The following is an 18,641-nucleotide window of genomic DNA, read 5'->3' on the forward strand; positions in this document are numbered from 1 at the left end:
CTGGTTTAGTCAGCTGCAGCGGTTTGGTGAAACTCGCCCAAGAAATGCACATGCACCATGTCACTGACAATTTCGGGCTGGGTCAGGTGGGTCATGCCGAACTCTGAGCGTTGAAACTCGCCATGGGCATCAAAGCCCACGGCGGGTACGCCGGCGAAGGGGTGTTCCTCCACCATGCCCGTCAGTTTGACCTTGAGGCTCACTGGATGGGTTTGGCCACGCATGGTGAGCTCGCCATCAACACTTAACTCATTTGGGCCGCTGAGGCTGATGGTGGTGCTCTCAAAGCCAAGCTCAGGGTGATTGCCAGCGTCCAGGAATTTGGAGCTCATGGCCAAGTCTTGATCCCAGCTGTCGAAGGGCGACTTCTTATGGGTGGCTTTGTAGTCACCAGGGTAGTCGGTACGAATGGAGGTGGGGTCGATATCGAGTTCAATACTGGAATCGGAGACGGGGTCGGCTACAACGAGTTCGGCCTCAAAATCAGTAAACCGCATCATGTAGGGGGCCAAACCCAAATGCTTCACGGTGAAGTGCAGGCTGGCGTGCGTCGGGTCCAAGCGATAGCTGCCGGTGGGGGCATCCAGGCGTGGGGCTTCGGTGCTCTTGGCTGGAGCAGCAGCGGTTTGGTTGGATGGGGTCTCGCTGGAGCAGGCTGGTAGCAGGGTCAAGGTGCTTGCCGCCAGGGCTGTGGCCGTTAGTACAGGGCGCAGTGTCATCCTCATATCTCCAAGTGGGGAAGCGCTAAAGACTAGCATTACTGGATGACGGCTCCTTGTCGCCGCGAATGGGGCTCAGGCTCATAGGCAAGTTGGAGCGAGCGACCTTAATGGAGAGGCTGGTGCTAGGAAGCGTCTGCTGGCCCTGCCTGCGCCTGTGTCCCCCGCGCCGCTTCGCGGTCCCCTGCGGGGCATGCTGTTCTGGGGGTCGTCTCGACGCAACGTCCTGTTGCGGCGAGACTCAATCCGGCGTCCTGCCGGATTGTCCCCCGCCACAGCACACCCCTCCGGCGCTTCCTCCTTAACCAGGCGCAGGCAGGACCAGCAGACGCAGCCCCACGCTCCTGCTTCGCGTTCCGCTCGCATCTTCCGATGCACGCTCGGGCCGTGGGCGTGACGCTCCACCGGGGCCGCAATTGGCTGTAGCGCCGGAGGCACCAGTCGCGACTGTGGTCAATCGGCCATGGACGGCCGATTGAGGCTTGCCGCGACAGGAAGTCGCGTCAAGCCGGCCACACCAAGCGGCTGGTACCGGAGGGGACCGCGCAGCGGCGCGAAGGACAGCGGACCCGGTGGAGCATCACGCGCAGAGGTGTCGACGTTCACCAACTTGGCTTGGAAAAAAACGCCCGCAGAACGCGGGCGTTTCGAAGAGGTGCTGCTCGGGGTGCTCGATACCCCGTTCGATTTACTCGAAGCCGCGACGCTTGAGCAAGGGCTCGATGCGCACATCCCGTCCGCGGAAGTCATGGAAGAGTTGCATGGCGTCTTTGCTGCCCCCGCGCGAGAGCAGGGTGGCGCGGAAGTGATCGCCGTTGGCGCGGGTCAGGCCACCGTTGGCTTTGAACCACTCCACCGTGTCGGCGTCGAGCTGCTCACTCCAGATATAGGAGTAGTAACCGGCCGAGTAGCCGCCGGCAAAGATGTGGGCGAAGTAAGTGCTGCGATAGCGCGGCAGGATCTCCGTCATTTGCGCGCCGGCCTCGGCCAGAGCCTGGCCCTCGAAGGCCAGCACATCGGTTACGGCTTGCGCTTCTTCCAGCGAGAGCTTGTGCCAGGCCAGATCGAGCAGAGCCGCAGCCAGGTATTCGGTACTGCGGTAGCCCTCATTAAAGCTCTGCGCGGCCAACAGCCGATCGACCAAAGCCGGATCCAAGGCTTCGCCGGTCTCATAGTGCTTGGCGTAGTTTTTGAGAATCTCCGGCCAGGTCACCCACATCTCATGCACCTGAGACGGGAACTCTACGAAGTCGCGCGGCACCAAAGTGCCGGAGAAGCGCGGATAGGTCACATCCGAGAGTAAGCCGTGCACGGCGTGACCAAACTCATGAAACAGCGTGTTGACCTCATCATAGGTGAGTAGGGCGGGCTCGCCTTCAGGAGGTTTGGGAATATTGAGATGATTGCCCACCACGGGTCGGGTGCCCAGCAGGTGGCTTTGACTCACATGGGAGTTCATCCAGGCGCCACCGCGCTTGGAGGGGCGTGCGAAGGGGTCGAAGAGGAACAGGCCCAGGCCGCTGTCGTCCCGGTCGATGACCTCGTAGACGGTGACGTCCGGGTGATAGCCCTGCAAGTCATCGCGGCGGTCGAAGCGCAGCCCATACAGCCGCTCGGCCATTTCGAATACGCCATCAACCAAGACCCGCTCCAGCTCGAAGTAGGGCTTGAGCTGTGATTCATCAAAGGCGTATTCCTTGGCGCGGAGCTTCTCGGCGTAGTAACTCCAGTCCCAGGGCATCAGCTTGAATTGGCCGCCCTCGGCCTTGATCTGCTTTTGCAGAGCCGCGGCTTCGCGTTTGGCGTTGCGCACAGCGGCCGGGACGATGCGGGCCATCAGCCCGTCCACGGCCTGGGTGTTGCCTGCGGTTTGCTCCACCAGTTGCACGGCGGCATGGGAGGGATAGCCCAGCAGTTCAGCGCGTTCGGCACGCAGGCGTGCAATCTCCAGCACCGTGTCTTTGTTGTTGTGTGGATTGGCGTTATTGCCGCGCTGGATAGAGGCCAGATAAATGCGCCGCCGCAGGTCGCGGTTATCCAGGCGGGCCAGGCTAGGCTGGTTAGTGGGCAGAATCAGGCTGATCAGATATTTGCCGGGCTCGCCTGCGGCTTCAGCGGCTTTGGCCAGAGCGGCGATTTCATCCTCGCCCAGCCCGGCGAGTTCGGCACGATCTTCCACCAGAATGGCCGAAGCATTGGTGTCGGCCCGGAGCTGTTGGGAGAACTGCGTGGTGAGCTCGCTCAGGCGCTGATTCAGCGCTTTGAGCTGTTGTTTGTCGGCATCGTTGAGCTCGGCGCCCGCGTTGACGAAGTCACGGTAGCTGCGGTCGAGCAGCCAGGCCGATTCGGGATCTAGGTCGAGTTCGGCACGCTGGTCGTAAACGGCTTTCACCCGCGCAAACAGCGCGCTGTCCAGCAAAATGGCGTCCTGATGGGCGGCCAGTTCGGGGCCAATTTCGGCTTCCAGCGCCTGCCGTGCGTCATTGGTGTCGGCGGCGTTCAGCGCGTAGAACACCCGCGCAGCTCGATCCAAGATCTGACCACTGCGCTCCAAAGCGACCAAGGTGTTGTCGAAGCTTGGAGCCTCGGGATTGCTGACGATGGCTGCGACCTCAGCTTGATGCTGCTGCATGCCAGCCCGCAAAGCGGGGCCGAAGTGGGCGTCGTTGAGATTGCCGAAGTCCGGAAGTTGGTAGGGCAGGTCGCTTGGGCTTAACAGGGGGTTGTTGGCTGCCATAGCGGACTCAGAAGAGTTGGATGTGAGCGTGGCGCAGCCGCTACACAAGATGGCTGCGGCGAGCAGGCTAAGTGCACGCATGAAGGTATCCCGTGGTTCAATCAAGGCGCGCAATGTACCAGCCCGAGCAAGTTGCGAACACCTCCACTGCCCCTGAACAGATCTTCGTCGCACGTATGCGGGTCAGCACGGGGTGTGCCCGCTAGGCCTGTCGGGGTGCGTTGGTCGCTCCGCCTGGTTGTTTGCTGACCTGCGATGCAGCGCCGTTATAACTGCTTACGAACCAGCCAATGCCACCTTTAGACGCCGCGCATAACAAACAGGCCACCGCGAGGGTGGCCTGAGTGCTCATCACTGACTTGGGCGTTGAAACACCATCCTGTTAGCGCTGTTGTTGGTTGCCGCCAGAGGGCCGCCGCCGGCGTCTACGACGCGGGGTATCGCTGCTGCCAGCAGGTCGTGGGCCGCCACTGGAGGGGCGCTGTCCTTGGCCCTGTTTGTTGCGTCCCTGCGCAGGCTTCCTGTTTTTATTGGGCGGGCGCGCTGGGCGTTCTGGCTCAGCGCTGGGCGGCGGGGCATTGCGTAAGGCCTCAAGCACGGCTTCGCTGGGCTTGAGCTCAGGGACTTTGCGGCCAATCAGGCGCTCAATTCCGCGTAATAGTTTGACTTCTTCACGGTCTACCAAAGAGACGGCGGAGCCTTCAGCTCCTGCGCGTCCGGTGCGCCCAATGCGGTGCACATAGTCTTCGGGAACGTTGGGTAATTCAAAGTTGACCACATGGGGCAACTCGTCAATATCAATACCGCGAGCGGCAATATCTGTCGCGACGAGTACGCGAATTTGATTTTGTTTAAAACCGGCTAGGGCCTGGGTGCGCGCCGACTGACTTTTATTGCCATGGATGGCGGCCGCCGTAAGGCCATCGCTTTGCAGTTGTTTGCACAGCCGGTTAGCGCCGTGCTTGGTGCGGGTAAACACCAGAGTTTGCTGCCAGTTCTCGCCGCGGATGAGCGCCGACAACATGCGGCGTTTGTCGGCCTTCGCGGTCGCCATCTGGTGTTGGGTGACGGCTTTGGCCGTGGCATTGCGCGGGGCAACATTGATGCTCAGCGGGTTATGCAGCAGACCTTGGGCCAGCTTTTCAATGTCTGGGTTAAATGTCGCGGAGAACAAAAGGTTCTGCCGGGCTTGGGGCAGCAGTTTCAAGATGCGCTTGATGTCATGGATGAACCCCATGTCGAGCATGCGGTCGGCCTCATCCAGGACCAGATGAGTAATGCTTTTTAGGCTGATGGCGCCCTGGCTTTGCAGGTCCAGCAAGCGGCCAGGGGTGGCCACCACGATATCGGTACCACGTTTGAGCGCGCCAATTTGGGGGTTAATTCCCACCCCGCCGAAGATCACCAGATGGCGCAGGCCTGTGCCTTGGCCATAGTCTTTGAGGGCGTCGCCGATTTGCGCCGCCAACTCGCGGGTCGGGCACAGAATCAGTGCGCGCGGCGCTTTTTGACCAGAGTTTTGGCTCAGGGTCTGGAGTAATGGCAAGGAGAAAGCAGCTGTTTTTCCGGTGCCGGTCTGCGCGGCGGCCAGAACGTCGCGGCCACTGAGCACGGCGGGGATGCCTTGCGCTTGGATGGGGGTGGCCGTGGTGTAGCCCTGCGTTTCTAAATTACGCAGCAAGATCTGGGCAAGGCCCAGCTCGGAGAAGGTCGTCATATTTGTGAGATTCCAAATAACGGCACCGTGGGGTCATTCCAAAGCAGGAATGCAAGGCCAAGCGCCGGTGCCTGGCGCAAAGGAATCCCAGTGTCAAAAGCAGTAACCACGTCGATGAATCGACCTAGCGTGTTGACGAAGAGGTGGCGCCGCTAGAGGCGGCGGGGATCAACTTCGGCTCTTCGCTGGCCGGTAGTCGATCAGTGCGTGATCTCCGCCGCGGCGGGATCTGGTGACATTCAAGCAGCCGCGGTGATTTGGCTGCTTCTTGCATTGTCTGAGGGCAGTTGCGCCCCCGCGCTTAAGACGACCGCCCCGGCATGGGGCCGGAGCGGTTGTGCTGTGTGGTCGGGGGCGAGTCGCTGGTGTTCCAGCAGCGGCTCTGCCGCCATTTTGCTTAGGCTAAGGCCGACCAAGGTCAGCGCATCAGCGTCGGCGTGTTATTAGTGGTCTTGTCCGTCGCCGTGGACGTGGCCGTGCTCGGCTTCTTGAGCGGTCGCTTCCCGCACATTCGTGACTTCGACGTCGAAGTGCAGAGTTTGTCCGGCCAGAGGGTGATTGCCGTCAACGGTGACTGTTTGGTCAGTCACGCCAGCAATGACAACCATGCGTGGGCCGGCATCTGTTTCGGCGGTGAAGCGCATGCCTGGCTCAACTTGTTGATCGCCAAAGGCGCTGCGCGGTACTTCCTGCACAAGTTCGTCGTGCTTGGGACCGTAGCCGTCTTCCGGTGTTACCGTGGCCTTCACCTTATCGCCAGCGGCTTTGCCTTCGAGCTCGCGCTCTAGGCCAACCACGATGTTGCTGTGGCCATGCAGATAATCCAGCGGTTCACGACCGTCTGAGCTATCTAGCGTTTCACCGGCGTCGTTACGCAATGTGTAATGAAAGCTGGCTACGCAGCCTTTAGTGATGTTCATGATGGGAGTCCTTGGTGGAGGTGAATGTCTGCCAACCTGACTCACGAGCTTCTCAACGCGTGCCGAAGATGACAAATCGCCTGAATGCGGGCCATCGGGTGATGGCTCTGCACATTCAGTGCCGACTTTCCGTCAAGCCTGCATGTTTGATGCCATGCTGAAATTTCAACATGCTGGCACCGCGACGCTTGGCGGATCGCCAAATAACAAAGCCCGCACTATGGCGGGCTTCGTTGAATACTGCAAAACCAGTTTACTTGATTTTGGCTTCTTTAAATTCAACGTGCTTGCGCACGACCGGGTCGTACTTCATGAACGCAAACTTGTCGGGGGTGTTCCGCTTGTTCTTGTCCGTGGTGTAGTAGTAACCCGTGCCGGCAGTCGACACCAGCTTGATCTTTTCGCGAACTTTGCTTTTAGCCATGGCGCTTAAACCTTCTCGCCTTTGGCGCGCAACTCAGCGACAACGGTATCGATACCGCGCTTGTCGATGATGCGCATGCCGTGGGTGGAAACTCGCAGCGAGACAAAACGCTTTTCGCTTTCCAACCAGAATCGCTTGCTGTGCAGATTCGGCAGGAAGCGACGACGCGTCTTGCGGTTGGAATGCGACACGTTGTTGCCGGCTTGAGGTCCTTTGCCGGTGACCTGGCACACTCGGGACATCGTCGTAAATCCTTGAGGTAGTGGGCAAGCCAACCGCAAGGAGGCAGCTGGCGACAGTAAGCCGCCTTTTATAGCACGTGACTTTGTCATTTACAACCATCCGCGTTCGGCAAAACTGGCGTGTTCGCCGCAACCGACCACCAGATGGTCGAGTACGCGGACTTCGATCAGTTGCAATGCGTCTTGCAGGCGACGGGTAATGTCCCGATCTGCGCGCGATGGCTCGGCGACACCGCTGGGGTGATTGTGAGCGAAAATGACCGCGGCTGCATTGAGCTGCAGGGCGCGCCGCACCACCTCCCTGGGGTAAACACTAGCGCCATCGATGGTGCCGCTAAACATCTCATCCAGACGTAACAGACGGTGCTTGGTATCCAGCCATAGGCAGCAGAACACCTCGGCGCTACGCTCGCTGAGGTGGCTGCGAAAGAGTTCTAAGGCATCGCGGGCCTGGCGAAGCGGGCCGGCGCGTGTCAGCCCCTCGACCTGAAAACGACGATTGATTTCTAAGGCGGCCTGCAGCTGCACATATAAAGTCTGGCCCAGGCCATGCTGTGCGCAAAATTCGCTTTCACTGGCAGCTAACAGCCCGCGTAGCCCATCGAAGTGCCGCAGCACCTGGTTGGCTAAGGCCATCACAGGCTGCTTTCGCGTGCCCGTCCTTAAGAAAATGGCCAGTAGCTCGCTATCGCTCAGACTGCTGCTGCCGTGTTTGATCAACTTCTCGCGTGGGCGTAGGTCATCTGCCCAGGCCAATGCCTCTGCCATTGGTATCGAACTCCGTGTATGGGCCCTCTGCGCTACCATCACGGCCTTTGAGTTGGGTTGCGGACATGGGTAGGAAGATCCTCCTCGGCGTCAGCGGTGGCATTGCGGCATATAAAGCCTGCGAGATTTGCCGCCGTTTGGGTGAGCAAGGGCACCAAGTGCAGGTGGTGATGACTGCCGGTGCACAGGAGTTTGTGACGCCGCTCACCTTTCAGGCTCTGACCGGGCGCGAAGTGCGCACCACCTTGTTTGACACAGGCGCCGAAGCCGCCATGGGCCATATTGAGTTGGCGCGCTGGGCAGATCTCGTACTCGTCGCACCAGCGAGCGCTGATGTGCTTGCGAGGGCAGCTCAGGGTATGGCCAATGACCTGCTTACCACCGTGCTGCTCGCTACCCAGGCCCCGGTGGTGATGGCTCCGGCTATGAACCAGCAGATGTGGCAACACGCTGCGGTACAAGCGAATATCAAAACCTTAGAGCAGCGCGGAGTGCGCTTGCTTGGCCCTGGCTCAGGCGCCCAGGCTTGTGGTGAGGTGGGACCTGGCCGCATGCTGGAGCCCGCCGACATCCTGGCCCAGTTGGCTGCTTTAGAGCTTGCCGGCAAGCCGCGGACCCTCGAGGGCGTGCGCGTGTTACTCACCGCCGGGCCCACTCGTGAAGCCCTGGACCCCGTGCGCTACATCACCAACCGCTCTTCGGGCCGGATGGGCTTTGCCTTGGCGGAGGCTCTGCGTGATCTAGGAGCGCAGGTGCACCTTGTGCATGGGCCGGTGCAGTTGCCTTTGCCGTCGGGTCTTGCGACAACGGCTGTGGAAACCGCCCAAGACATGCATGCTGCGGTCCTAGCGCAATTAGAGGGTACGCAAATTTTCGTTGGCACCGCTGCGGTAGCCGATTACCGGCCTAGTCAGCAGCACACGGCCAAAATGAAAAAGCATGCCGATGCGCTGCGTATCGACATGGTCAAGAATCCGGACATCCTGCAAGAGGTTGCGCAGTCTGATCAGGCGCCGTTTGCCGTGGGCTTTGCTGCCGAAACACATGACTTAGAGGCGTATGCCCGCGACAAAATGCAGCGTAAGAAGCTGCACATGATTTGCGCCAATGAGGTCGGCCCAGGCAAGGGCTTTGACGTCAGCGATAACACCCTTCAAGTCTATTGGCCTGGAGGGCAGCGCACATTAGGGCCACAAGCCAAATCCCAGCTCGCCATTGAATTGGCGGCGCTCATTGCCGAGCGTTACCGCGCCGGCGTCACGACCACATAGCTTGATTCATGAAGATTGAATATCAAATTCTGGATAACCGTCTCGGCCAGGAGTTTCCCCTGCCCGCCTATGCTACCGATGGTTCCGCAGGCTTAGATCTGCGCGCCCTGCATGAGGCGCCTTTGACTTTGCAGCCGGGTGACTCCAGCCTGATTCCAACGGGCATGGCGATTCACATCGGCGACCCTGGAGTGGCCGCGGTGATCCTTCCGCGCTCTGGGCTGGGTCATAAGCATGGCATCGTGCTGGGTAATCTCGTCGGGCTGATCGATTCAGACTACCAAGGGCAACTCTTCGTGAGCTGCTGGAATCGCGGGAGTGCGGCCTTCACCATTGAAGTTGGTGAACGCATTGCGCAGTTGGTGTTCGTGCCCGTGATTCGTCCGCAGCTCAGTGAGGTTCAGAGCTTTACTCCCACGGAGCGCGGGGCTGGTGGCTTCGGGCATACAGGAACGCGTTAAACATGGCTATTGAACAAGACAAGGCCATGGAAATCGCCAAGGTTCTGACTGAGGCTTTGCCGTACATCCGGCGTTTTCGGCGCAAAACCGTGGTGGTCAAATATGGCGGTAATGCCATGGTGGACCCGGCTTTGCAGTCCAGCTTCGCCCGCGACGTCGTGTTGATGAAGCTGGTCGGCATGGACCCCGTGGTGGTTCACGGTGGGGGGCCACAGATTGGCGCTTTGCTGGACAAGCTGGGCAAAAAAACCGAATTCATCGATGGCATGCGCGTCACCGACGCTGAAACCATGGATGTGGTCGAGATGGTGTTGGGCGGGTCGGTGAACAAACGCATCGTCAGCCTGATTAACCAACATGGTGGCCGTGCGGTTGGTCTGTCTGGCAAAGATGGAGGCTTGATTCGCGCCAAACCTCTAGAGGGTGCTGGTGATCTGGGGCGGGTCGGGACCGTGAGCCGGATTGACCCCGATGTGGTGCGCAATCTCGAGCAGGGCGGCTTCATTCCGGTGATCGCGCCGGTAGGGGTCGATGAAGATGGCGCCACCTACAACATTAATGCGGACCTTGTCGCTGGGACTTTGGCTGGCGTATTACAGGCCGAGAAGCTGATTCTGCTCACCAACACACCTGGTGTGCTCGATGGCTCTGGGAGCTTGCTCACAGGCCTGATTCCCGCGCGTGTGGAAGAGCTCATTGATGCCGGGGTCATTCACGGCGGCATGTTGCCCAAAATTCGTTGTGCCCTGGACGCGGTCGCCAGCGGCGTGCGCGCTGCACACATCATCGACGGCCGGGTGGAGCATGCGTGTTTGTTGGAGCTGTTCACCGACGCCGGTGTGGGCACCCTCATTCATGGCAGCGACGCCAAGCGCTAGGCCGGGAGGACTGCTCGCGGCAAGCTTGTTCGGGCTTAGGGGCGGCTTGCGGAATGGAGTGCCTGCCAGCGCTCGCGGTCACGCTGAAACTGCTGGGCAACCTGTTCCCGCTCGCGTTGCACGGATCCAATGCGCCGCTCGGCTTCGGCAGCGGTGTCGGCAAAGGCTTCTAACTGGCTGGCCAGTCGGTCGGGAATAGGGCGGTCGTTGGCCACGAAGCGCTCTGCGCGCTCTTCCAGGATGCGCAGGGCATCGGCAGCTTCTTCGCGGGACTTACGGGCGTTGACCAGCTGGCCATCCATGATCGCCAGTCGATCGCTTTGGGCGCGATCCAATGCGGCCAGCGTGGGATAGGTGCTGAGCAAAAACCGGTCATAACGTTGCTGGGCCATCTCGGCACGTTGCGCTTCCTCAGCGCGGGCGGCCTTGGCAGCCTCGGCGGCACGCTCGGCGTCAGTTTTTTCGCGCTCTTGCACATCCACCCTCAGGCCCTGTTCGTTGAGGGTTTCGCGCTGAATTTTTGCGTATTTCGGAGGGATTTTGTCGCCATAATGAACTTGGCCGTACTCGTCGACCCAGCGGTATATTTGCGCATGGGCCACGAAGCTAAGCAGTAGGGTCAGCAGTAGGCTTTGGCGAATCAAGCGGCGCATCAGGGTTCTCACTCCGGTTAAGGGCATATGCTAGCTCACGCCCCATTGTTCACGGTATGACTCTATCGCAGCGGCGTGTTGGGGGTCTTGAAGCCAGCTGCTCAGGTCAGCTAGTCCGGCGATAGACAGCACCTGCAGTTGCTGTTCCGTGGCCAGTTCTTGTGCGGTGGACTGCTGGCCCTGGCCGCGTTCTTGGCGATCAAAAGCGAGTAGTGCGGCCACCGGCTGAGCGCCAGCCTCGCGGATCTGCGCAATGGCCTGGCGTAGGGCGGTTCCCGCCGTGAGTACGTCATCGAGAATCACTATCCGCCCCTCGGGCATGCCCACCAAAAGCCCGCCTTCGCCATGGTCTTTGGCCTCTTTACGATTGTAGCTAAAGGGGAGGTCGCGCCCGCGTCGGGATAGTTCGCAGGCCACGGCGGCGACCAGGGGGATGCCCTTGTACGCGGGGCCGAACAGCCCATCAAAGGCAATGCCCGAGGCCTCTAGGGCGTCTGCGTAGCAGCTGGCCAACTCGGCGAGCCCGGCTCCGCTGTGGATCTTGCCGAGGTTGAAGAAATAAGGACTGCTGCGCCCGGATTTCAGCGTGAAGTCACCAAACTGCAGCACCTGTGTGCGTAGGGCCAAGTCCAAGAAGCGGGCGCTGGTCGATGCTTGGGTCATAACGGTCGTAGAGTGAAGCTGAAAACAGGTCGCTATGATAGCGGGCCACTTGGTATGGACTGGTCCTCATCTGCGCATGCGCATCATCTCTTTGAATCTCAACGGTATCCGTAGCGCCGCTCGGAAGGGCTTTTATCGCTGGCTAGATCAGTGCGAGGCAGACTTTGTATGCGTGCAGGAAGTGCGGGCCACACAAGAGCAAATTGCCGCATTAGAAGACCACCCCAGCGATTGGAACTTCTACCTGAAAGAGGCTGAAAAGCCTGGGTATAGCGGTGTGGGCCTGTTTAGTCGCCAAGCGGCAGATAGCGTCCATACCGAGCTGCGCTTGGATGAGTTCAACGCTGAAGGGCGTTATCTCGAGGCGCGCTTTCCGGGTTTGAAGGTCATCTCCGCATATTTCCCATCGGGGAGTTCTGGCGCTGAAAGACAGGCGGCCAAGTATCGTTTCCTGGACGAGTTCACCCTGCACATGGAGAAACTGGCCAAAGGCAAAGATGAGGTGGTGATTTGCGGGGATTGGAATATTGCTCACCGCGACATCGATATTTGTAACCACAAGAGCAACAAGCGCACGCCCGGTTTTTTGCCCTCAGAACGCGCCTGGCTGAGCACCATGATCCAAGAGTACGGGTGGGTGGATGCCTTCCGGCACCTGTACCCGGATGAAGAGCCCGGCGGTTACACCTGGTGGTCCAACCGCGGTAATGCTTTTGCGAATAACGTGGGCTGGCGGATTGACTATCAGCTGTGCACGCCAGGGCTCGCGCGTCAGCTACAGTCGGCGCAGGTCTTCAAGGAGCAGCGCTACTCGGACCATGCCCCACTCATCGTGGATTATGCCGATGGTGACTAGGGCCACCCGTTGGTTGCAGGCCCTGGCCACGTACCGTGATCCAGCTGCATTGGCCATGTTGGCCCTGGGGTTTTCCGCAGGGCTGCCATTCTTGCTGGTGTTTTCTACCTTGTCGGCCTGGCTGGCTCAGCTGGACGTTTCCAAAGCCACGATTGGTCTGTTTGCCTGGGTCGGCCTGAGCTATTCCATCAAGGTGTTGTGGGCGCCGGTGATCGATCGCTGGCCATTGCCATTATTGGGCCGGTTGGGCCGTCGACGGGGCTGGATGCTGCTGGCCCAGCTGGGCATTGTCAGCGGATTGATCGGCATCAGCATGACCGACCCGATAAGCCAGTTGGGCACCTTGGCCTTGTGGGCGCTGTTGGTGGCGTTTTCCTCCGCGACTCAAGACATCACAGTAGATGCCTGGCGCATTGAGGCGGCTCCGGCAGAGCGTCAGGGTGCCTTAGCCGCGACCTATCAGCTGGGATACAGGCTGGCGCTGATCGTGGCTGGCGCCGGGGCTTTATTAGTAGCTTCACGCGCGGGCTGGCCCGCCGCTTACCAGGCCATGGCTGTCTGCGGTTTGGTGGGGGTGCTTACAACTTTGCTGATTCGGGACCGCTCGGCAGCGGTACTAGACGACGGTTTGGGCGTGGTTGCGCACCTACAGACCGCCGTTATCGGCCCATTCAAAGACTTTTTCGCACGCAATGGCTGGAAACTGGGTGGGCTCATCCTGGCCTTCGTGGGCTGTTTTAGGCTCACCGACATCACCATGGGGGTGATGGCCAACCCTTTTTATCTGGATTTGGGCTATAGCCTGGAGCAAATTGCCTTTGTGGCCAAAGGTTATGGGGTGATCATGACCATCTTGGGGGCCATACTGGGCGGTGTGCTGGTAGCCAGGGTGCAGCCGCCCAGAGCCTTGATTGTGGGCGGTGTGCTGGTGATTGCCACCAACCTGTGTTTTGCGGCTCTGGCCCTGTACGGTGAGCCGCATATCGCCGGCCTGATTGTGGTGATCAGTGCCGATAATCTGGCCAGCGGCTTGGCAGGTACAGCCTTCATCGCGTATCTGTCCGGTCTGACCAGCATCGCCTATACCGCAACCCAGTACGCCTTGTTTTCCTCCTTGTTTACCCTGCCGGGCAAATTGCTGGCCGGTGGATCAGGGGCCATGGTCGAGGCCGTGGGCTACACCGGCTTTTTTATCTACACCTCAGCTTTGGGTCTTCCGGCCTTGTTGATGATTACCCTACTGCTACGCTGGGTGCCCCATAACCGCGAGGATGAGTCTGCATGAGTGATGAATTGCGCAACGCCTATCGGCGGCAAGCTTGGCCGCAGCCGCTGAGTGCTCAAACAGAGCATGGCCAGCCGCGCCGCGTGGGTGTGGAACTGGAGTTCATTGGCTTGACTCCGCAGGCGGTTGCCGAGCAGGTGCAGCAATGCTTTGGCGGCAGCATGGAGACAGTGTCCGATTACGAGATCGAGGTGCGCGATACCCAGCATGGGGATTACACCGTCGAGCTGGATATGACCTATCTCAAAGAGCGTGGACGCTCACGTGATCAGCGCGAGGCCGACACGCTCGAAGATCTTGCCGAGAACGTAGTCGCTTTGGTGGCCCGCCACTTAGTACCGGTAGAGATTGTGGCTCCACCGATTGCCGTGGATGATCTTTGGGAGCTGGAAGACCTGGTGAGTGCGGTGCGCCAGGCTGGGGCAAAAGGCACCAAGCATGCCCCCACCTATGCGTTCGGTTTACACCTGAACCCCGAGCTTCCAGCAACGGATGCCGATACCGTACGGCGGTACTTGCAGGCCTTTTTGTGCTTGTACCCTTGGTTGCTGGAGCGCAGCGAAGTAGACCTGAGCCGGCGGGTGACGCCCTACATCGACCCCTTCCCCGAGGCCTATCTCAAACGTTTGCTGGCACCGGATTATGCGCCGGGCCATAACGCGCTGATTGACGATTATCTGGAGCTCAATGCCACTCGCAACCGGGCCTTGGATATGTTGCCGCTGTTTGCCCACCTAGACGAAGAGCGGGTGCGCGCCGCGGTAGACGACCGCCGCGTGAATGCCCGGCCAACATTGCACTACCGCCTGCCCAATTGTCAGCTGGACGAGCCCGATTGGCATTTGGTGCGGCCATGGCGAGACTTTTTGCAATTAGATGCTCTCGCCGCGCAGCCGGAGCTGCTGGCCAAGGCCTGCGCCGAATGCTTAGAGCGCGCCGATAAGCTGGGCGACCGCTTGTTCGGGAATTGGGCAGAAGCCGCCTACGCCTGGGTTTTGCCGGAGCTGTTATGAGCCGGCCACTGGTGGCTGTGACGGGAGGCGATACCTGGCTGCCAATCGCCTGGTGGTTCATCGCCTGGGGCGTGCGCCGTGCCGGCGGGCAAGCGGTGCGCCTGACGCCGCAGCGCCCGCATCCTCCGCGACAGCCTGACGCAGTCGTCATCAGTGGTGGGGACGATATCGACCCCGGCCTGTATTTGCCGGAAGTGCCGGATGTGGCGCCTATGGACCCTGCTCGGGACCGGTTTGAGACGCAAATGATTGAGACCAGCTTGGCGCAAAGCACCCCGTTGCTGGGAATCTGTCGCGGGGCCCAGTTGATCAACGTGGTGCGTGGCGGTCGTTTGCATACTGACCTGCGCCGCATACGGGTGCATACCTCGAATCGACGCAGTCCCTTTCCGGTGAAAACCCTGCGCTTGGAGCCCCAATCTCAGCTGGCCGACATCATGGCCCTGAATCAGGCGCGCATTAATAGCCTGCATCATCAGGCGGTGAGCGACCTGGGTGAGGGCCTCAGAGTGGCGGGACGTGATCAGGACGATATTGTTCAGGCTATCGAAGATCCTGCTCATCCCTTTTTATTTGGCGTGCAGTGGCACCCGGAGTACCTGCCTCAGCTGGCTGCGCAGCGTCGCCTGTTTCGCGCTTTGGTCCAAGCGGCTAGCCGGTGATGGGATATGCCGTGGTGTTCGCCTCGGCTTTCGGGGCCGCCACCATATTGCCGTTCTACTCCGAAGTGGTGGTGCTGGCGTATCAGCGCAGCGGTTTGAATGTTGCGGCCTTATGGGTGGCAGCCACCGTGGGCAACACCTTAGGCAGCCTGGTGAATTGGTGGATCGGGCGTAGCTTGCTGCACTTTCAAAAGCGGCGCTGGTTCCCGGTGTCGGCTCAGGCCCTGCAACGTGCGCAGGAGCGCTTTGCCCGCTGGGGGCAGTGGAGCCTGCTCATGGCCTGGCTGCCCGTGGGTGGAGATGCACTGACCTTTATTGGCGGCTTGATGCGGGTGCCTTGGCTGCTTTTCACCGTGCTGGTCGGTGTGGGTAAAGGCGCGCGTTATGCGGTGCTGTTATGGGGCGCTACGCAGGTGGGGATCTGACGCTGACGCAACCACTCCAGGGCGTCACTGGCATCGTGATCGAACCAAGCTCGCGCCGACCCCAGCCTGAAGCTATACCCCCAGGCGTCCATGTCTGCACACATCCGGTCGCGGCCCATGCCCGGCAGAGCGTCGGCCAGGACAATCTGTAGGTAGCACACGGCGCACTCTTCGGCATCGTCACCGCCGGCATCGGTATGCAGCTGCTGGCGGCGACTGCCATCCATACATATGGCATGACAGCTTTCATGGAATATGGAGTGCACGGGGGTATCTGGGCGGGCGTACACCACATCTGCGATGAGGCCGGCTTCATCATCGCCCCAAAAGCTGCCCGGAATGGCTTGGTCTGGTGCAAGCTCATGCAGCTGCAGCCCATGCTGCTGCAATAGCTGCTCTAAACAGCGGCGATTCTCAGAGTCCAAGTCGGACAAACGTAAAACCTGGGAGTAGGCACCCATCCAATGTCACAATAGTCAACTGACCGCACCATGATACGACTGGAATGAACCTGCCATTCGTGAAAATGCAGGCCTTGGGCAACGACTTTGTTGTGCTCGATGGCCACCACCCCCTGCCACCGCTGGAGCCGGCCCTATTACGTCGCTTGGCAGACCGGCGTTTGGGGGTCGGGTGTGACCAGATCCTGGTGGTGGATCCACCGCCAAGTGCCGAGGTCGATTTCGGCTATCGCATCTTCAATGCCGATGGCTCCGCGGTGGGGCAGTGCGGCAATGGAGCGCGCTGTTTGGCGCGCTACGTGGTGCAGCGCGGGCTGACCCAAGCCTCCCATATTCGTATTCAAACCGCGTCCACGACCATGCAGGCCGAGCTGAGTGACGATGACTTGGTCAGCGTGCAGATGGCAGTGCCGGACTTTAGCCCCCAGTCCTTGCCATTACGGCGCCCCTTAGCCGTGTCCTACGATTTTGCGGGTCAGAAGTTTTGGGCGGTTTCGATGGGAAACCCCCATCTGGTGACCCAGGTGGCAGACGTGGATAAAGCTCCACTAGAGCAATGGGGGCCTGAGTGGAGCGGGCCATCTGCGGACTTGCCCGAAGGAGCGAATGTGGGTGTGGTTCAGGTCCTTGCGCCGGACCAGGTTCGCTTGCGGGTTTTTGAACGCGGCGCTGGAGAAACGCCGGCTTGCGGTAGCGGCGCTTGCGCGGCCGTAGCCTGTTTGGTTCAGCACGGCGTATTGGAAGCGGATCAGCCGGTGACCGTGGCCCTACGCGGTGGTAGTCTGGTCATCCGCTGGGCTGGAGGAGACCGCCCACTATGGATGACCGGCCCTGCGCACTGGGTCTTCGAGGGAAGCTGGAGAACATGAATACGGTAGCAATTGCCAGCGCGAACACGCCGCCGACTGTGGACGCCGAAATAGAGCAGCAATTTCTGGATTACATTCAGGAACATCCTGACTTTTTTGCTCGGCACGAAGATCGGCTATCGCGCATCGCCATCGCACATGGGAGTGGGACGGCAGCTTCCTTGTTAGAACGACACACAGCGCGCCTTCGCGAGCAGGTGGGTGCCCTGGAAACCCAGTTGGCCGACCTGGTTGAAGTGGCCCGTCTCAACGAGGAGTCCTCACGTCACCTGCATCGCCTGGCTCAGTCCCTGCTGCAGGCGCCCGATCAAACGGCTGCGCTGCAGGTTTTGCAAGAGGCCATGGCACGGGATTTCGACATCGAGGCCTCGCGTTTGGTGGTTTTGGCGGGCGATCAATATGCGCCCCAGCAATGCTTGGCCTTTCAAGGGGAGCTGCCGGCGCAACTGGCCGATGTGATGCGTACCGGAATGACCCGCTGTGGGGCCTTGACGGAGGAGCTGCGTCAGCAGGTGTTTCCCGACCAGCCTCAATTGCAAAGCTGCGCATTGATCCCGTTGGACCGCGAATGTCGTGACCGGGTCTTGATCTTGGCCAGTGGGGCCTCGCGCCAATTCCAGGAGGGTATGGGCACCTTTTTCCTGGACCTCACTGCAGGCCTGCTCGCCGCAGTGATGGCCAAAGATCATGCCGGGCTGGGACAAGATTGATGATTGGCTGCAGAGCTTGGCCCACTCCGGCCGGCTCTCAGCCAGTAGCTTGTCCACTTATGCATTGGAGTGGCGCCAATTTGCGCAATGGGCGCAAGCGGCGGGGATTTCCGATCCTGATGAGGTGAATGACAGCCAGGTGCGTCACTATGTGGCTGCCCGCCGCCAAGCTGGTGTGGGAGCCCGTACCTTGCAAAAGACGCTGTCTGCCTTGCGTCGCTATTTTGTGGACCGTAGCCGCGAAACCGGGGTGATGCACATGCCGGTGCCGCAAGGAATGATCCGGCGTCGCCCGCAGCATTTGCCTAAAGCTGTAGACCTTGAGCCACTGTCGGCCCTACTGGATCAGATGCCGACGGACGATCCCTTGGCCCTGCGTGACCGCTGCATCCTAGAGATGCTGTATTCGGCTGGTCTGCGCTTGGCCGAGTTGGTGGTTTTGAATGTGGCCCAAGTCAAAGCCTTACCCGAGCAGCTGCTGGTGAAAGGGAAGGGCGGGCGAGAGCGCGTGGTGTTTCTGGGCGGCAGTGCTCGACGCGCTCTGGCTGACTGGATTCAGGAGCGCCAGAGCTGGCCAGGAGCAGGCAGTGAGGCGCTGTTCTTGAGCCAGCGAGGGCGCCGTATTTCCCATCGCAGCGTGCAGGATCGCGTGGCTCATTGGGCCAAGGCTTTGGGCCTAGGGCAGCATTTGCACCCCCATATGCTGCGGCATAGCTTTGCCAGCCACGTGCTCCAGTCTTCCGCAGACTTAAGAGCGGTGCAGGAGCTGCTAGGGCACCAAAACCTGAGTACGACGCAAATCTACACACGCTTGGATTGGCAGCATTTGGCCCAGGTATACGATCAGGCGCATCCACGGGCCCGCAGACGCTCTTGAAAAGACAGGCGCTGCCCTGACTTTTAGGTT

21 protein-coding genes are annotated in these 18,641 nt (G+C 60.2%); 11 read left to right on the plus strand and 10 right to left on the minus strand.

The window, feature by feature from the left end:
* Window positions 1-5 precede the first annotated feature (5 nt).
* From KI787_06855 to radC, 7 genes are all read right to left on the minus strand, one after another.
* Entirely contained in the window at window positions 6-719 is a 714-nt protein-coding gene (locus KI787_06855; GenBank protein MBV6629665.1) for a YceI family protein, read from the minus strand.
* A 688-nt stretch (window positions 720-1,407) separates the two neighbouring features.
* A complete protein-coding gene (locus KI787_06860; protein MBV6629666.1) occupies window positions 1,408-3,537 on the minus strand; it encodes a M3 family metallopeptidase in 2,130 nt (709 codons plus the stop codon).
* Between the two features lie 301 nt (window positions 3,538-3,838).
* Window positions 3,839-5,173, minus strand: a complete 1,335-nt coding sequence (locus tag KI787_06865; GenBank protein MBV6629667.1) for a DEAD/DEAH box helicase — start codon at window positions 5,171-5,173, stop codon at window positions 3,839-3,841.
* A 443-nt stretch (window positions 5,174-5,616) separates the two neighbouring features.
* Window positions 5,617-6,093 carry a peptidylprolyl isomerase gene (locus tag KI787_06870; protein ID MBV6629668.1) on the minus strand — a complete coding sequence of 159 codons (477 nt, stop codon included), beginning with the start codon at window positions 6,091-6,093 and terminating at the stop codon, window positions 5,617-5,619.
* Between the two features lie 253 nt (window positions 6,094-6,346).
* The gene (gene rpmG, locus KI787_06875) at window positions 6,347-6,517 is read right to left on the minus strand and encodes a 50S ribosomal protein L33 (GenBank protein ID MBV6629669.1); all 171 of its coding nucleotides are present in this window, start codon (window positions 6,515-6,517) and stop codon (window positions 6,347-6,349) included.
* 5 nt (window positions 6,518-6,522) lie between these two features.
* Window positions 6,523-6,759, minus strand: a complete 237-nt coding sequence (gene rpmB / locus KI787_06880; GenBank protein ID MBV6629670.1) for a 50S ribosomal protein L28 — start codon at window positions 6,757-6,759, stop codon at window positions 6,523-6,525.
* Between the two features lie 90 nt (window positions 6,760-6,849).
* A complete protein-coding gene (gene radC / locus KI787_06885; GenBank protein MBV6629671.1) occupies window positions 6,850-7,527 on the minus strand; it encodes a DNA repair protein RadC in 678 nt (225 codons plus the stop codon).
* Between the two features lie 65 nt (window positions 7,528-7,592).
* Between radC and coaBC the strand changes: the two genes are divergently transcribed.
* The 3 genes from coaBC to argB are packed head-to-tail and all read left to right on the plus strand — an operon-like array spanning window position 7,593 to window position 10,137.
* Window positions 7,593-8,798 carry a bifunctional phosphopantothenoylcysteine decarboxylase/phosphopantothenate--cysteine ligase CoaBC gene (gene coaBC, locus KI787_06890; GenBank protein ID MBV6629672.1) on the plus strand — a complete coding sequence of 402 codons (1,206 nt, stop codon included), beginning with the start codon at window positions 7,593-7,595 and terminating at the stop codon, window positions 8,796-8,798.
* Window positions 8,799-8,806: 8 nt separating this feature from the next.
* A complete protein-coding gene (gene dut / locus KI787_06895; GenBank protein MBV6629673.1) occupies window positions 8,807-9,259 on the plus strand; it encodes a dUTP diphosphatase in 453 nt (150 codons plus the stop codon).
* A gap of 2 nt (window positions 9,260-9,261) precedes the next feature.
* The gene (gene argB, locus KI787_06900) at window positions 9,262-10,137 is read left to right on the plus strand and encodes an acetylglutamate kinase (GenBank protein MBV6629674.1); all 876 of its coding nucleotides are present in this window, start codon (window positions 9,262-9,264) and stop codon (window positions 10,135-10,137) included.
* A gap of 35 nt (window positions 10,138-10,172) precedes the next feature.
* Here the strand turns inward: argB and KI787_06905 are convergent, their stop codons facing one another.
* Together KI787_06905 and pyrE are read right to left on the minus strand one after the other, a co-directional pair.
* Entirely contained in the window at window positions 10,173-10,790 is a 618-nt protein-coding gene (locus KI787_06905) for a DUF4124 domain-containing protein (GenBank protein MBV6629675.1), read from the minus strand.
* A gap of 30 nt (window positions 10,791-10,820) precedes the next feature.
* A complete protein-coding gene (pyrE, locus tag KI787_06910) occupies window positions 10,821-11,453 on the minus strand; it encodes an orotate phosphoribosyltransferase (GenBank protein ID MBV6629676.1) in 633 nt (210 codons plus the stop codon).
* A gap of 76 nt (window positions 11,454-11,529) precedes the next feature.
* Between pyrE and xth the strand changes: the two genes are divergently transcribed.
* The 5 genes from xth to KI787_06935 are packed head-to-tail and all read left to right on the plus strand — an operon-like array spanning window position 11,530 to window position 15,694.
* The gene (gene xth, locus KI787_06915; GenBank protein ID MBV6629677.1) at window positions 11,530-12,309 is read left to right on the plus strand and encodes an exodeoxyribonuclease III; all 780 of its coding nucleotides are present in this window, start codon (window positions 11,530-11,532) and stop codon (window positions 12,307-12,309) included.
* A complete protein-coding gene (locus tag KI787_06920) occupies window positions 12,299-13,594 on the plus strand; it encodes an MFS transporter (GenBank protein ID MBV6629678.1) in 1,296 nt (431 codons plus the stop codon). Before xth ends, KI787_06920 begins: the two co-directional genes overlap by 11 nt.
* Entirely contained in the window at window positions 13,591-14,607 is a 1,017-nt protein-coding gene (locus tag KI787_06925) for an amidoligase family protein (protein MBV6629679.1), read from the plus strand. The genes KI787_06920 and KI787_06925 overlap by 4 nt, the downstream gene beginning before the upstream one ends.
* Window positions 14,604-15,269, plus strand: a complete 666-nt coding sequence (locus KI787_06930) for a gamma-glutamyl-gamma-aminobutyrate hydrolase family protein (protein ID MBV6629680.1) — start codon at window positions 14,604-14,606, stop codon at window positions 15,267-15,269. The genes KI787_06925 and KI787_06930 overlap by 4 nt, the downstream gene beginning before the upstream one ends.
* Window positions 15,269-15,694: a DedA family protein gene (locus KI787_06935; protein ID MBV6629681.1), complete on the plus strand. Its 426-nt coding sequence runs from the start codon at window positions 15,269-15,271 to the stop codon at window positions 15,692-15,694. The genes KI787_06930 and KI787_06935 overlap by 1 nt, the downstream gene beginning before the upstream one ends.
* Here the strand turns inward: KI787_06935 and KI787_06940 are convergent.
* Window positions 15,652-16,155, minus strand: coding sequence for a hypothetical protein (locus KI787_06940; protein MBV6629682.1), 504 nt, complete (start codon window positions 16,153-16,155; stop codon window positions 15,652-15,654). The two genes, KI787_06935 and KI787_06940, sit on opposite strands and share 43 nt — an antisense overlap.
* 44 nt (window positions 16,156-16,199) lie before the next feature.
* On the opposite strand from KI787_06940, the gene dapF reads away from it, so the two are divergent.
* The 3 genes from dapF to KI787_06955 are packed head-to-tail and all read left to right on the plus strand — an operon-like array spanning window position 16,200 to window position 18,611.
* The gene (gene dapF / locus KI787_06945; protein MBV6629683.1) at window positions 16,200-17,024 is read left to right on the plus strand and encodes a diaminopimelate epimerase; all 825 of its coding nucleotides are present in this window, start codon (window positions 16,200-16,202) and stop codon (window positions 17,022-17,024) included.
* A complete protein-coding gene (locus tag KI787_06950; protein ID MBV6629684.1) occupies window positions 17,021-17,734 on the plus strand; it encodes a DUF484 family protein in 714 nt (237 codons plus the stop codon). The genes dapF and KI787_06950 overlap by 4 nt, the downstream gene beginning before the upstream one ends.
* Complete coding sequence (locus tag KI787_06955; GenBank protein ID MBV6629685.1) at window positions 17,712-18,611, plus strand: tyrosine recombinase XerC; 900 nt, start codon at window positions 17,712-17,714, stop codon at window positions 18,609-18,611. Before KI787_06950 ends, KI787_06955 begins: the two co-directional genes overlap by 23 nt.
* The last annotated feature ends 30 nt before the right edge of the window (window positions 18,612-18,641 follow it).

The organism is Oceanococcus sp. HetDA_MAG_MS8, from assembly GCA_019192445.1.
GTDB lineage: Bacteria > Pseudomonadota > Gammaproteobacteria > Nevskiales > Oceanococcaceae > MS8.